Origin of the sequence: Oryzomicrobium sp., from assembly GCF_021287045.1 — a bacterium.
Classification (GTDB): domain Bacteria; phylum Pseudomonadota; class Gammaproteobacteria; order Burkholderiales; family Rhodocyclaceae; genus Oryzomicrobium.
The window spans coordinates 53276-67527 of record NZ_JAJTBG010000004.1 but is presented as its reverse complement, the minus strand read 5'-3'; the positions used below and the strand labels follow the sequence as shown (position 1 = coordinate 67527).

At 68.5% G+C, this 14252-nt stretch carries 9 protein-coding genes; 7 read left to right on the top strand and 2 right to left on the bottom strand.

Annotated features, from left to right (window positions below; genetic code table 11):
• The first annotated feature begins 37 nt into the window (after positions 1 to 37).
• The gene (locus LWW89_RS05475) at positions 38 to 1234 is read left to right on the top strand and encodes a cyclopropane-fatty-acyl-phospholipid synthase family protein (protein WP_293262370.1); all 1197 of its coding nucleotides are present in this window, start codon (positions 38 to 40) and stop codon (positions 1232 to 1234) included.
• 79 nt (positions 1235 to 1313) lie between these two features.
• Here the strand turns inward: LWW89_RS05475 and LWW89_RS05470 are convergent, their stop codons facing one another.
• Complete coding sequence (locus LWW89_RS05470) at positions 1314 to 2000, bottom strand: DUF5610 domain-containing protein (protein WP_293262367.1); 687 nt, start codon at positions 1998 to 2000, stop codon at positions 1314 to 1316.
• A 197-nt stretch (positions 2001 to 2197) separates the two neighbouring features.
• On the opposite strand from LWW89_RS05470, the gene LWW89_RS05465 reads away from it, so the two are divergent.
• The 4 genes from LWW89_RS05465 to LWW89_RS05450 all read left to right on the top strand — a co-directional run bounded on the left by LWW89_RS05465 (position 2198) and on the right by LWW89_RS05450 (position 7017).
• Entirely contained in the window at positions 2198 to 2848 is a 651-nt protein-coding gene (locus LWW89_RS05465; protein WP_293262364.1) for a TetR/AcrR family transcriptional regulator, read from the top strand.
• Positions 2845 to 5463: a PEP/pyruvate-binding domain-containing protein gene (locus LWW89_RS05460; protein ID WP_293262361.1), complete on the top strand. Its 2619-nt coding sequence runs from the start codon at positions 2845 to 2847 to the stop codon at positions 5461 to 5463. Before LWW89_RS05465 ends, LWW89_RS05460 begins: the two co-directional genes overlap by 4 nt.
• A gap of 36 nt (positions 5464 to 5499) precedes the next feature.
• Positions 5500 to 6354, top strand: coding sequence for a helix-turn-helix domain-containing protein (locus LWW89_RS05455; RefSeq protein WP_293262358.1), 855 nt, complete (start codon positions 5500 to 5502; stop codon positions 6352 to 6354).
• 138 nt (positions 6355 to 6492) lie between these two features.
• Entirely contained in the window at positions 6493 to 7017 is a 525-nt protein-coding gene (locus LWW89_RS05450) for a DUF2867 domain-containing protein (protein WP_293262355.1), read from the top strand.
• Between the two features lie 123 nt (positions 7018 to 7140).
• On the opposite strand, the gene LWW89_RS05445 is transcribed toward LWW89_RS05450, so the two are convergent.
• Positions 7141 to 9738: a bifunctional aconitate hydratase 2/2-methylisocitrate dehydratase gene (locus tag LWW89_RS05445; protein WP_293262352.1), complete on the bottom strand. Its 2598-nt coding sequence runs from the start codon at positions 9736 to 9738 to the stop codon at positions 7141 to 7143.
• Between the two features lie 264 nt (positions 9739 to 10002).
• Between LWW89_RS05445 and acnA the strand changes: the two genes are divergently transcribed.
• Positions 10003 to 12705 (top strand): aconitate hydratase AcnA, encoded by a 2703-nt coding sequence (gene acnA / locus LWW89_RS05440; RefSeq protein ID WP_293262349.1) that lies wholly within the window; start codon positions 10003 to 10005, stop codon positions 12703 to 12705.
• Positions 12706 to 12854: 149 nt separating this feature from the next.
• Positions 12855 to 14204, top strand: coding sequence for an HDOD domain-containing protein (locus LWW89_RS05435; RefSeq protein WP_293262346.1), 1350 nt, complete (start codon positions 12855 to 12857; stop codon positions 14202 to 14204).
• Positions 14205 to 14252: the final 48 nt, after the last annotated feature.

Here is a 14252-nt window from a genome sequence, read left to right as displayed (position 1 = left end):
TGGGCCGATGCGCTTCCGCAGCCCTGGGAGGAAGAGCATGTTCTGGCGCAACCGACTACCCGACTTCGTCCAACGCCTGGCCCGCCATGACCTGCCGCTGGCCATCGCGCTCTGGGACGGCACCCGCTTCGCCCTGGGCAGCAATCCGGCCGTCACCCTACACATCCGCGACAGCACCGGCCTGACCCGCCTGCTGCGCCCCAGCCTGGACCGGCTGGGGGAAGCCTACGTGGAAGGCCACATCGACGTGGAAGGCCCGCTGCACGCCCTGATCGACGGCGCCACCCGGCTCGCCAGCCACGCCCTCGCCCCCCGCGGCCGCTACGGCCGCATCCACCATGCGGTGCGCCACTCGCGCAAGGTGGACGCGGACTCCATCGCCTACCACTACGATGTCTCCAACGATTTCTATCGGCTCTGGCTGGACCGGGAAATGGTCTATTCCTGCGGGTATTTCACCGCCCCCGACGACACCCTGGAAGCGGCCCAGATCGCCAAGCTCGACCACATCCTGACCAAGATCCGCCTGCGCCCCGGCGACCGCCTGCTGGACGTGGGCTGCGGCTGGGGTGCCCTGGTGCTGCGGGCGGTGCAGAAGTATGGCGCCAAGGCGGTGGGCATCACCCTGTCCCAGCACCAGTACGAACTGGCCCGGGAGCGCATCGCCCAGGCCGGCGTGGCCGACCGCTGCGAAGTGATTCTCACCGACTACCGGGACGTGGCGGGCAAGTTCGACCGCATCACCAGCGTCGGCATGTTCGAGCACGTAGGGCTGAAAAACCTGCGCGGCTACTTCGGCACCCTGCGCAAGCTGCTCAACGACGACGGCGTGGTGCTCAACCACGGCATCACCTCCACCGACCCGGGCTCCGGTGAAACCCCCTGGGGCGGCGGCCGCTTCATCGACCGCTACGTTTTTCCCAATGGCGAGCTGCCCCACATTTCCCTGGCCCTGCGCGAGCTGGAGGCGGCGGGACTGGAAGCGGCCGACGTGGAAAACCTGCGCCGTCACTATGCCCTCACCCTGGATCACTGGACCCGGCGCTTCGAGGCCAACGGCGAGGAAATCCGCCGCCTCGCCGGGGAAAAGCGCTACCGCATCTGGCGCGTCTACCTGGCCGGCTGCGCCCACGGCTTCCGCCACGGCTGGATGGCCATCCACCAGATCCTGGCCACCCCCTACGGCCACCCCAGCCCCCTGCCCCTGACCCGCCGCTGGATGTACGAAGGCTGAGGCGCCCCAAAACAAACGGAGCATCGATACACGATGCTCCGTTTTGTTTTACCACAACGTCGGACGTGCCGCCTGGCGGTTAGGACGCTGCCGGCGCCGGCTTATCGCTGCCGCCGCTTGCGGCGCCGCCCGTTGCCCCCGAGGCATCGCCGCCGCTACCCGACCCACTGCTACCCGACCCACTGCCATTGCCCGACAGCAGGGCCAGTTTGGCGGTGAGGAAATCGTCCAGCCCCTTGTGTACCAGATCGTAGGTTTTCATGATGCCGCTCTCGACATCGCCGTTAAACACCCCCAGCCCCTTGAGCAGATCCCGGGCTTCGCCGAAGCCCTTCTCGAAGCCGCCCCGGATCAGGTCTACGAAATCGCGTGCCAGGGTTTCCGGGTCCTGGTTGGGATGCTTGGCGGCGTAGGCGTCGAAAAAGGCAGTGGACAGGCTGACGATGCGCCCCGCCGTGGCCGCCGGCGAGTTGTCCTGGCTCATGGCTGCCTGCACCGCATCGGGCCCCAGGTCCGGCGCCAGAACGCTGTTGATCTTGTCGATGGCGGCGCTGAACAGGGCGGCCTGGGAGTTGTCGCCGGCCTGGATCGATACTTCCAGGGAGGCTTTCAGGATCTGCACGTTCAACTGACTGCGCGCGCCGGCGCCCAGGGATTGGGCCGGCGTAGTGGATGCGCCCGATGCTGCACTGGTATTGCCGTTACCCGTCTGGGAAGCCTGAGGAATCGCAGCAGCACCATTGCCGGCGAGGGAGGAAATCGTCATGGCATTCTCCTTTGTCATGAGACCCAACGCGGGCCGTTTCCTATATATCGATATTTATTGAAAAAACTTGAGCCAAATCCTTCTTGGCCTTTCCAGCCGCCACACCGACGCCACGCCCAGACTCGCCTAAGCAGTGGTTGCGCAAAAATTAGTGAACGTCGTACAATTTTTTACGTCGTTCAAAATTTTCAGCCGCCATGCGCCCCGAACCTTCACCCCAAGCCCCCTCCCCCGTCGACACGCCCTCGGCCGACGGCCGCCGTTCCCGCAAGCGCCAACAGACCGCCGAACACCTGGTCCGGGTGGCCTTCGAACTGTTCGCTAGCCACGGCTACGACCAGGTGACCATGGAACAGATCGCCGCCGCCGCCGACGTGGCCAAGGGCACCCTGTACAACCATTTCCCGGTCAAGGAGGCCCTGGTCAAGGCCCGCATGCACGCGGACCTGGCCCGGGAGCTTCCGACGCTGCTCGCCGCCCTGCCCGCGGACCTGGGAGCCCGCACCCGGTTGCGCCGGTTCCTGCACCTTTCCGCCGATTACTCGGAGCGGGGGCGCGACTACCTGCCCCACTACATCCACTACCGCCTCAGCCAGCCCATCGCCGAGATCCGCCCGGAGGATCGCAGCGGCATGAACCAGATCTTTGCCCGCTTCATCGCCGACGGTCAGGCCCGGGGCGAAATTCGCAGCGACGTATCGCCTGAGCAGTTGGGCCATACCCTCCAGTTCATGTACCTCTGCGCCCTGCTGCGCTGGCTACAGATTCCCGGAATCGACCTCAAGGCCTCCCTGGATGCCATGGTGGATTTGATTTTCGACGGCTGCGCCGGGGACGTCCGCTCATGAACGCCACGCCAGCCCTATCCCCCATCGCCGCGCTGATGGATCTTGCCGCCGCCGCGGAGGCCCCGGTCGCCCAGGTCGGCGGCAAGGGACGGCAACTCGGCCAGCTCCTGCAACTGGGCCTGCCGGTGCCCGGCGGCTTTGTCATCACGGCCCCAGCTCTCGCTGACGCCTTCACCGGCGCGCCCCGCGACGCCACCCGCCCGCCGCCGCTCCCCGACGCCCTGCTGACCGTCCTGGATGCCGAACTGCGCAAGCGGTGCTGGGAAGGGACGCCCCTGGCGGTGCGCTCCTCGGCCCCCCAGGAAGATTCGCAAAAGGCGTCCTTCGCCGGCATCCACCGCAGCGAGCTGAACGTGATCGGCGCCCCGGCCCTGGCCCGGGCCGTCGCCGCCGTCTGGTCGTCCCTGTGGACCGCCCATGCCGCCGCCTACCGGCAACGGCTGGGCATCGCCGATGCGGATGCCGCCATGGCGGTCGTGGTGATGCCCCTCGTCCCGGCCCGGCTTTCTGGCGTCGCCTTCACCTGCGACCCGCGAAGCGGCCGGGACGACCGCTACGTGATCAACGCGGTGAGCGGCCTCGGCGAGGCCCTGGTGGGCGGTAGCGAGAACGGCGAGACGATCGTCCTCGAAGAGCGGCGCGACGACGATGCCTTCATCCTCGTCGAACGCCAGCCCGCCCGGCAGAACGTCCGCGTCGTCCCGGCCCCCGGAGGCGGCACCCGGCACGAGACGCTGCCGCCGGAGAGCAGCGATGCCGCCCCCCTGCTGGACGATACCCACGCCGTCGAACTGGCCCGCTTGCTGCGCGATGCTGCTCAGGCCCTGGATTACGCCGATCCCTGTTTCGACATCGAATGGGTGTGGGACGGCGAGCGCTTCCACCTCGTCCAGGCCCGCCCGGTCACCGCCCGGCCCTGGCACTGCTACCCGGAGCTGGCCGGGCAGGCGGCCATCTGGACCAACGGCAACAGCCGCGACGTGGCGCCCCTGCCCATGAACGCCATGGACTGGTTCCACTGGCGCGGCATGGTGGACACCATGCTCGAACAAGGCCACCGCCTCGCCGGCTTTCCCCTGCTGGCGGGCGCGCGGCGCTTCGCCCTCCTCGGCGGCCGGCTCTATATCAATGCCGCCCTGGTGCAGTGGGAAGGCTATTCCGGCTTCGGCATCACGCCCAAACAGATGAACGGCTTGATGGGCGGCCACCAGCCCGAAATCACGGTGCCGCCCGCCACCTGGAGGCTTCGGCTGGCCTGGGTCCGCCACACCTTGCGCTACCTGGTGGGCGCCCGGGCGCTGCGCCGGCAGGGCAAGGCCGAGGCCGCCCAGGCCTTCGCCGAGGCCCGCCGCTGGCGCCAGGACGATCTGACCGGTCTGGCCGATGCCACCCTGGCCGGACGGCTCGCGGCCAACCGCGCCTATTTCCGCAACCGCATCGGCATGGCCTTCCTGCAAGGGTCCGGCGGCGCCAACCTGTACCAGTTGGTGAATCTGGTGGAAACGCAATTGCCCGGCGAAGGCCACGCCCTCGTGGCGGCGGTAATGGCCGGCGGGCCGCCCAGCGTCAGCGCCCAGCAGGGCTACGACCTCGCCGCCCTCGCCAGTGCGGCCCGGGCCGAGCCCGCCGCCCGGGACTGGCTCCGCCAGGGCGCCCCCTGGGACCTGGCCCGGCTGCCCGCCGACAGCCCCTTCCGCCGGGGCTTTGCCGACTTCCTCGACCGCTACGGCCACCGGGGCATTTACGAAAGTTATCTGCGCAACCCCCGTTTCCGCGAAAACCCGGACTACCTGCTCGATACGGTGGCCGGCCTGGTGGATGCGGACTTGGGCGCCATCGCGCGCCGGCGCGATGAAGCGGCCCGGACGGCCTGGTCCCGGCTCCAGCGGGGGCTTCCCTGGGCAAAACGGCTCGCGGCCCGAGTACTGGTGGGCATCGCCCGCAACGAAATCGGCGACCGGGAACTGGCCCGCAGCGCCTTCATCGCCTGCGCCGAAGTCAGTCGCCGCCTGCTGCTCGAAGCCGGCCGGCGACTGGCGCAGCGGGGCACGCTGCATTCCCGGGAGGAAGTCTTCGACCTCACCCATCACGAGCTGGACGACGCCCTGAAGGGCCGCATCGGCGCCCAGGCCCTGGCCCCCCGGGTGGCGGCCCGGCGGCGGCGCCTGGCCGAGTGGGAAGCGCAGACGCCACCGGAAGTGATCCTCGGCAGCGCCGCCGAAGCCCGCCCCCAACCTCCCGCCGAACCCGCCGTGGGCAATGCCGGGGCGGATTGCTGGACCGGCGTCGCGGTGGGCTGCGGTACCGCCACGGGGGCGGCCCGCCTGATTCACCGCCCGGAAGACGGCATCCACCTCGCCCCGGGCGAAATCCTCGTCGCCCCCTCCACCGACCCGGCCTGGACCCCGCTCTTTCTCAAGGCCGGCGGCCTGGTGATGGAAACCGGCGGCTACCTTTCCCACGGCGCCATCGTCGCCCGGGAGTTCGGCATCCCGGCGGTGGTCAACCTGCCCGGCATCCTGGCCGCCCTCGCTTCGGGTGAAACGGTGGAGGTGGACGGCAGCCGCGGCACCGTGCGCCGCAGCGCGCCGGCGCCAACGGAATCCGCACCTTGAGCGAAACACCCCGGGGGGCACCGGTATCATGACGCCATGGATACCCGCCTGCGCCCCCCGGCCCCCGCCCTGGCCGGCCTCATCCAGAGCCTGCTGGTCACCACCCTGCCCGCCGGCCCCTATGCCAAGCCGGCCAGCATCCACGCCATCTTCCTGCTAGTGCTGCGCGGCAGCATCCGCCTCGACCTGCCGGACGGCCCCGTACCCATGCCGACCCTATGCCTGTGCGGCGGGACCGGCACACCCCGCTTCGCCGCAGCCGCTCCCGGCACCCGGGTGCTGATGGCGGCAGTGCGCCCGGGCGGGCTCCGCTGCCTGCTGGGCATGCCCAACGATACGGTCTGCGAGGGCTTGTTCGCCCTGGAAGAACTGGTGCCCCGGGCCGAGGTGGCGACCCTGGCCGAATCCCTGGCGGCGGCGCCGGATGAGGATGCCCAGTTGGCCCAGTTCGAGAATTTTCTCGTGCGCCGCAGCCGCAGCATTGCAGCTCCTGGCCCGGACTTGGCGCTGCCGGCCGATTGGCACGCCCGCCCCATGGCGGCGCTGGCGGAGCAGCACGGCATCGGGGTGCGCCAGTTCGAGCGGCGTTTTCTCGCCAGCTTCGGCCAACCCTGGCGCAAGGTGCGGCAGCAACTGCGTTGCAGTTCCCTGATCGCCCGCCTGCTCGATACCCCCGCCCTGGCCGGGGCGCGCCATTCCCTGGACTGGGCTGGCCTGGCCGCCGAGGCGGGCTATGCCGACCAGGCCCATTTGAGCCGGGACATGCGCCACTTCACCGGCTACTCCCCGGGGGAATGGCAGCGCCGCTGCGCCGAGCGCGATCCGGCCCTATGGCCCTACCTGTTCTCACGCCGGCAGATCGTGGATTTTTTCGGCGGCACCGGCTTCTAGGCTGCGCTCCGGCCCACCGCGCCGAGCAGAAAGCCGGGGCGTAGCCAGGCCCAGCATCCCCATGTCGTTTCGCTACAAGACGCCCAGGCGAGGCCGGCGCTAGAGTCCGGCGCATCCTTCAAACCGCCAGAGGCCGCCATGCCCGAACTCACCGACCGCATTCCCCTCGCCTCCCGCCTCCACGGCGAACAGGCCGCCTACTCTTACCGGGATTCCTTCACCCTGCCGGTGCGCCGGTGCGATCTGGATGCCGAGGGCCTGGTGGCCCTGTTCTTCGCCGCGGTGCCGCCCTGGCTGTCGCGCCTGACGGCACTGCGCAACGTTCTGGTGCGCCCTTTCGGCCTGAAGACCGGCACCGGGCCGATGCTGCCCATCGCGCCTCCCTTCACGGTGGGGCAGCGGATCGGCCTGTTCCGCCTGCTGGCCCTGGACGGCCGGGAAGCGGTGCTCGGCGACGACGACCGGCACCTGAATTTCCGCATCTCCCTGCTGCTCGACGACAACGGCGGCGATGGCGGCACGCCGGCCCTGAGCGCCTCGACCCTGGTGCGTCCCCACAACCGGCTGGGCCGGATCTACCTGGCCCTGGTGCTTCCCATCCACCGCCTGGCGGTACCCGCCGTGGCCCGGCGCATGGCGGCGCTGATCGACCGGGCGCCTTGAATCACGGCCGGCTGCGACTCTTGCCCGGCCAGTCTCCAGAAAAAAAACGGCCCCGCCTTGTGGGCGGAGCCGTTCCCTCCTCGCTACTTCCTTTGGTTTTATTTCTGCATCGTTACCCGTGGATCAGAGGGTAACGGTGTCGGCCACGTCGCGGAATTCGGCGATCTGGTCGAAATTCATGTACCGGTAGATGTCGGCGGCCTTCTGGTTGACCACGTTCACCTGCTCCATGTACTCGGCCACGCTCGGGATCTTGCCAAGCAGGGCGCAGACGGCCGCCAGTTCGGCGGAACCCAGGTAGACCCGGGTGTCGATGCCCAGCCGGTTCGGGAAGTTCCGGGTGGAGGTGGACATGGCGGTGGAACCCTTGCGGATCTGCGCCTGGTTGCCCATGCACAGGGAGCAGCCGGGCATTTCCATGCGGGCGCCGGACTTGCCGAGGACCGAGTAGTAGCCTTCCTCGTTGAGGATCATGGCGTCCATCTTGGTCGGCGGGGCGATCCACAGGCGGGTCGGGATGTCGGACTTGCCGTCCAGCACCTTGCCCGCGGCGCGGAAGTGGCCGATGTTGGTCATGCAGGAGCCGATGAACACTTCGTCGATCTTGTCGCCGGCGACTTCGGACAGCAGCTTCACGTCGTCCGGGTCGTTCGGGCAGGCAACGATGGGCTCGTTGATGTCGGCCAGGTCGATCTCGATCACGGCAGCGTATTCGGCGTCGGCATCGCCCTTGAGCAGTTCGCCCTTGGCGATCCACTCTTCCATGGCCTTGATGCGGCGCTTCAGGGTGCGGGCATCCTGGTAGCCGTTGGCGATCATCCACTTCATCAAGGTGATGTTCGAGTTCATGTACTCGACGATCGGTTCCTTGTTGAGGTGCACCGTGCAGCCGGCAGCGGAGCGCTCGGCGGAGGCGTCGGTCAGTTCGAAAGCCTGTTCCACCTTCAGGTCGGGCAGACCTTCGATTTCCAGGATGCGACCGGAGAAGATGTTCTTCTTGCCTTTCTTCTCGACGGTCAGCAGGCCCTGGCGGATGGCGTACAGGGGGATGGCGTTGACCAGGTCGCGCAGGGTGACGCCGGGCTGCATCTTGCCCTTGAAGCGCACCAGCACGGATTCGGGCATGTCCAGGGGCATCACGCCGGTGGCGGCGGCGAAGGCCACCAGACCGGAGCCGGCCGGGAAGGAGATGCCGATCGGGAAGCGGGTGTGGGAGTCGCCGCCGGTGCCGACGGTGTCGGGCAGCAGCAGGCGGTTCAGCCAGGAGTGGATCACGCCGTCGCCGGGACGCAGGGCGACGCCGCCGCGGGTGCTGATGAAGGACGGCAGCTCACGGTGCATGCGCACGTCCACCAGCTTGGGGTAGGCGGCGGTGTGGCAGAAGGACTGCATCACCATGTCGGCGGAGAAGCCCAGGCAAGCCAGGTCCTTCAGCTCGTCGCGGGTCATGGGGCCGGTGGTGTCCTGGGAACCGACGGTGGTCATCTTCGGTTCGCAGTAGGTGCCCGGGCGGATGCCCTGGCCTTCCGGCAGGCCGCAGGCACGGCCGACCATTTTCTGCGCCAGGGAGAAGCCCTTGCCGGAATCGGCCGGGTTCTGAGGCAGGCGGAACAGGGTGGAGGGGGCCAGGCCCAGGGCCTCACGGGCCTTGGCGGTGAGGCCGCGACCGATGATCAGGGGGATGCGGCCGCCGGCGCGCACTTCGTCCAGAATCACCAGAGTCTTGAGCTGGGATTCGGCGATCACGGCACCGTTCTTGAGGGCGGTGACCTTGCCGTTGGCGTGGTCGACCTTCAGTTCGATCTCGTCGCCCATGTCCATCTGGCCGGCGTCGATTTCGATCGGCAGGGCGCCGGCGTCTTCCATGGTGTTGAAGAAGATCGGGGCGATCTTGGAACCCAGGCACACGCCGCCGAAGCGCTTGTTCGGCACGAAGGGGATGTCTTCGCCGGTGAACCACAGCACCGAGTTGGTGGCGGACTTGCGGGAGGAGCCGGTACCGACCACGTCGCCCACGTAGGCGACCAGATTGCCCTTGGCGCGCAGTTCTTCGAGGAACTTGACCGGGCCGCGCACGCCGGCTTCTTCCGGGGTGATGCCCGGGCGCGGGTTCTTCAGCATGGCCAGGGCGTGCAGCGGGATGTCGGGACGGGACCAGGCGTCAGGTGCCGGGGACAGGTCGTCGGTGTTGGTTTCGCCGGTGACCTTGAAAACGGTGAGCTTCTGGGAAGCGGGGACTTCGGGACGGGAGGTGAACCATTCGCCGTCGGCCCAGGATTGCAGCACGGCCTTGGCGTTGGCGTTGCCGCCCTTGGCCAGCTCGGCCACATCGTGGAAGTAGTCGAACACCAGCAGGGTCTTCTTCAGGCCCTCGGCCGCCACGCCGCCCACTTCGGCATCGCCGAGCAGGTCGATCAGGGGCTTGATGTTGAAGCCGCCGAGCATGGTGCCCAGCAGTTCGGTAGCTTTGGCGCGGGGGATCAGGCCACAGGACTCTTCACCTTTGGCGACCTTGGAGAGGAAGGCGGCCTTGACCTTGGCGGCGTCGTCCACGCCGGCCGGCACGCGGTGGGTGATCAGATCGACCAGCGCCTGCTCTTCGCCCTTGGGCGGATTCTTCAGCAGCGCGATCAGCTCTTCGGTCTGCTTCGCCGTCAGCGGCAGGGGCGGAATGCCAAGCGCAGCGCGCTCGGCCACGTGGGCACGATAGGTTTCCAGCACGGCTCAATCCTCACACGAGAAGGTCCAAACTCCCTGGCATCCGCGAGTGGCGGACCCAAGTCTTATATATGATAGCTTTTTAGCGTTGGGGTGTGAACGTCGGGCGCCAAAAAAGCGCAAAAAAACACTGGCATGTTCGGGATTAGACACCGGCCGCAGGACCGAAGGCCGTGTCCGGAGGAACCCGGCAGACCGCGCCGGGTCGGACTATGATCGAAGATTCCCGATCGGGAACCTTTCCGCGACATCCCACAAGGAGACGCCATGACCCAGCCGAACCCCTACGCCGCCACCCGGCAACGCTTTTCGACCCCGGCGGGCCGAAGCGGGCAATTTTACTCCCTCCCCGCCCTCGCCGCCTCCGGATTTGCCGCAATCGCGCGGCTGCCGGTGTCGATCCGCATCGTCCTGGAATCGGTGCTGCGTCACTGCGACGGCGACAAGGTGACCAAGGAGCACGTGGACCAACTGGCCAACTGGGGCGCCAACGCACCCCGCAGCGACGAGATTCCCTTCGTCGTCGCCCGGGTGGTGCTGCAGGACTTCACCGGCGTGCCCCTGCTCTGCGACCTGGCCGCCATGCGCAACGTGGCCGCCGACCTGGGCCGCGATCCCAAGCGCATCGAGCCCCTGGTGCCGGTGGACCTGGTGGTGGACCACTCGGTGCAGGTGGATGTGTACGGCACCCCGGACGCCCTGGTGCGCAACATGCAGTACGAATTCCAGCGCAACGGCGAGCGCTATCAGTTCATGAAGTGGGGCATGCAGGCCTTCGACACCTTCAAGGTGGTGCCCCCGGGCATCGGCATCGTGCACCAGGTGAACCTGGAATACCTGTTCCGCGGCGTGCGCGGCAAGGACGGCGTTTATTTCCCCGACACCCTGGTGGGCACCGACTCCCACACCACCATGATCAACGGCGTCGGCGTGGTCGGCTGGGGCGTCGGCGGCATCGAGGCCGAGGCCGCCATGCTCGGCCAGCCGGTGTATTTCCTCACCCCGGACGTGGTCGGCGTGGAACTGCAAGGCAAGCTCAACGAGGGCGTCACCGCCACCGACCTGGTGCTGACCCTTACCGAGCTGCTGCGCCGGGCCAAGGTGGTGGGCAAGTTCGTCGAATTCTTCGGCGAGGGCACCGCCAGCCTGTCGGTCACCGACCGGGCCACCATCGCCAACATGGCCCCGGAATACGGCGCCACCATGGGTTTCTTCCCCCCGGACGAGAAGACCGTGGCCTTCCTGCGCAACACCGGCCGCAGCGACGAGGAAGCCGACCTGTTCGAGGGCTACTTCCGCGCCCAGGAATTGTTCGGTATTCCCCGGGCCGGGCAGATCGACTATTCCCAGATGCTCACCCTGGACCTGGCCACCGTGGTGCCGTCCCTGGCCGGGCCCAAGCGCCCCCAGGACCGCATCCCCCTGCCCGAGATGGGCCGCACCTTCGACCGGCTGTTTTCCGCCCCGGTGGCCGACAACGGCTTCGGCAAGAGCGCCCAGGCCCTGGGCGAGACCGTGGCCACGGCCATGCCCGGCGTCAGCCTGCACCACGGCGACGTGCTGATCGCCGCCATCACCTCCTGCACCAACACCTCCAACCCGGCGGTGCTGATCGCCGCAGGCCTGCTGGCCAAGAAGGCGGTGGACAAGGGCCTGACGGTCCAGCCCCACATCAAGACTTCCCTGGCCCCTGGCTCCCGGGTGGTCACCGAGTACCTGGAAAAAGCCGGCTTGCTGGAACCCCTCGCCAAGCTGGGCTTCGCCTTGGCCGGCTACGGCTGCACCACCTGCATCGGCAACTCCGGCGACCTGGCGCCGGAGTTCAACGAGGCCATCGCCGGCAACGACGTGGTGGCCGCCGCCGTGCTCTCGGGCAACCGCAACTTCGAGGCCCGCATCCACCCCAGCATCCGTGCCAACTACCTGGCGTCGCCGCCCCTGGTGGTGGCCTTCGCCATCGCCGGGCGGGCCAACGTGGACCTCACTGCCGAGCCCCTGGGTACGGGCCGTGACGGCCAGCCGGTGTACCTGCGCGACATCTGGCCGAGCAGCGACGAGATCAACGCCGTGCTGCCCTATGCCCAGGACCCGGCCACCTACCAACGGCTCTACGCCGACTTCACCAAGGACCACGACCTGTGGAACGCGGTGCCCGCCCCCACCGGCCAGGTCTATGGCTGGCCGGCCTCCACGTACATCGCCCGGCCCCCCTTCTTCGACGGCTTTTCCATGCAGCCGGGCACGATCCAGGGCATCGCCGGAGCCAAGCCCCTGCTGCTGCTGGGGGACTCGGTGACCACTGACCACATCTCGCCGGCCGGCTCGTTCAAGGCTTCCACCCCGGCGGGCCAGTGGCTGCAAGGCCAGGGGGTGACGCCCCTCAACTTCAACTCCTACGGTTCCCGCCGCGGCAACCACGACGTGATGGTGCGCGGCACCTTCGCCAACGTGCGGGTGAAGAACCTGATGCTGCCGCCCAAGGCGGACGGCACCCGGGTCGAAGGGGGCTACACCCTGCTCGACGGCCGGCAGACCTCGGTGTTCGAGGCCGCCAGCGCCTACCTGCAACGCGGCATTCCGACCATCGTGCTGGCCGGGGAGGAATACGGCACCGGCTCGTCCCGGGACTGGGCGGCCAAGGGCACCCAGCTGCTCGGGGTGAAGATGGTGGTGGCCAGAAGCTTCGAGCGCATCCACCGGGCCAACCTGGTGGGCATGGGCGTGCTGCCGCTCCAGTTCCAAGGCCAGGACAGCATCCAGTCCCTGGGCCTCACCGGCACCGAAACCTTCGACGTGATCGGACTGGACGACACCCTCAAGCCCCAGCAGCCCCTGGGCCTGCGCATCGCCCGTGCCGACGGCACGGCGGGGGAGATTGCCGTCACCTGCCGCATCGACACGCCGATCGAGGTGGACTACTACCGCCACGGCGGCATCCTGCCCTACGTGCTGCGCCAGCTGATGGCCTGACCGCCTGCTGCTCATGCCCCGCGCCGGAAGGAACGTGCCGTAATTCCTCCCGACGCACCGGCGCGGGGCATAAAATTAGCGTTTCACCATATACGGCGCGCCAGACGCCGGAATAATCCATAACGCGCATAACGCGCATCAGGGAACCAATGCTTTTCAGCCGCTTCTTCAAGCGCCGCGACGACGGTGCCGACGCCCCCCCTTCCTCCGCGCCCTCCCCCGCTCCCGGCAAACCGGCGGCGATGCCTGCGCCGGCCCCCGACGCGGCCCGCCGCCAGGTCGCCGAGGCCCTGCTGCGCCGCGAGGAAGTAGTGGACGAGCGCAACCGGCTGTACGGCTACCGTTTCACCTACCAGTCGGACACCGCCCCGGGGGCCTCGTCCCTGCTGCTGGCGGCCCTGGCCGACGCCGGCATTGCCGCCTTCGCCCAGCGCCGCCTGGCGGTGATTCCGATCACCGCCGACGCGGTGCTGCGCGACGAACACCTGCCCCTGGCAGCGCCCCACACCCTGTTCCTGCTCGATCTGCGCCGCGAACCCGCCGGCTTCATCGCCAGCGACACCGGCGCCGCGGTGATCCAGCGCCTGCGCGACAGCGGCGCCCGGGCCGCCCTCGCCGGCGTGGACCTGGCCCCGGCCACCCTGCTCCACGCCGCTTCCGCCGACGTGGTGTTTCTTTCCCTGCGCGACTACCCGCTGCAAGCCTTCGAGAAGATGGCCCGCCAGCTCAAGGCGATCCGGCCCGGGCTGCAACTGGCCGCCGAGGACGTGCACGCCTGGCCCGAGCGGCGCATGGTCGCCAGCCGGGGCTTCGACTACTGCCTGGGCGATTTCCTCACCACCCCGGACCAGGACGAGCAGGAAAGCCGACTCGACCAGAGCCGGCTGGTGCTCATCGAAATGCTCAACCTGCTGCGCAGCGACGCCGACCCGGCCGAGCTCGGCGTGATCGCCAAGAAAGACCCCGGAGTAGCCCTCAAGCTGCTGGGCTTGGCCAACTCTCCCGCCGCCGGCCTCACCAGCCCGGTGGCGAGCATCGAGCAGGCCATCCTGGTCCTCGGCCGGGACCGGCTCTACCGCTGGCTCACCGTCTCCATGTTCCGCGTCGGCCAGACCCGGGACCGGGACGAGGCCCTGCTCGAAGTCGCCCTGTGCCGCGCCCGCTTCCTCGAAATCGCGGCGGCAGACGCCCTGCCCCGCAGCGCCTGCGACGAACTGTTCCTGGTGGGCCTGCTTTCCCTGTTCGAACTGCTGCTGGCCCAGCCCCTGCCCCGGGTCCTGGAAAAGCTGCGCCTGCCGGAAGACGTCAGCGAGGTGCTGCTGACCAATACCGGCCCCTACGCCCGTTTCCTGATGCTCGCCCTGGCGGTGGAAAAGGGCCAAGCGGCCCGGACCGCCGACCTGGCCGCCCAACTCGGCCTGGATGCTGCCACCCTGAACGACGCCCACCGGACAGCCCTGGCCTGGGCCGAGGAAGCCCTCACGCCCCAGTCGACCTGACACGCCCCGCCCCGGCCACCGGCTGCCGGCCGATACATTAATTTTCTT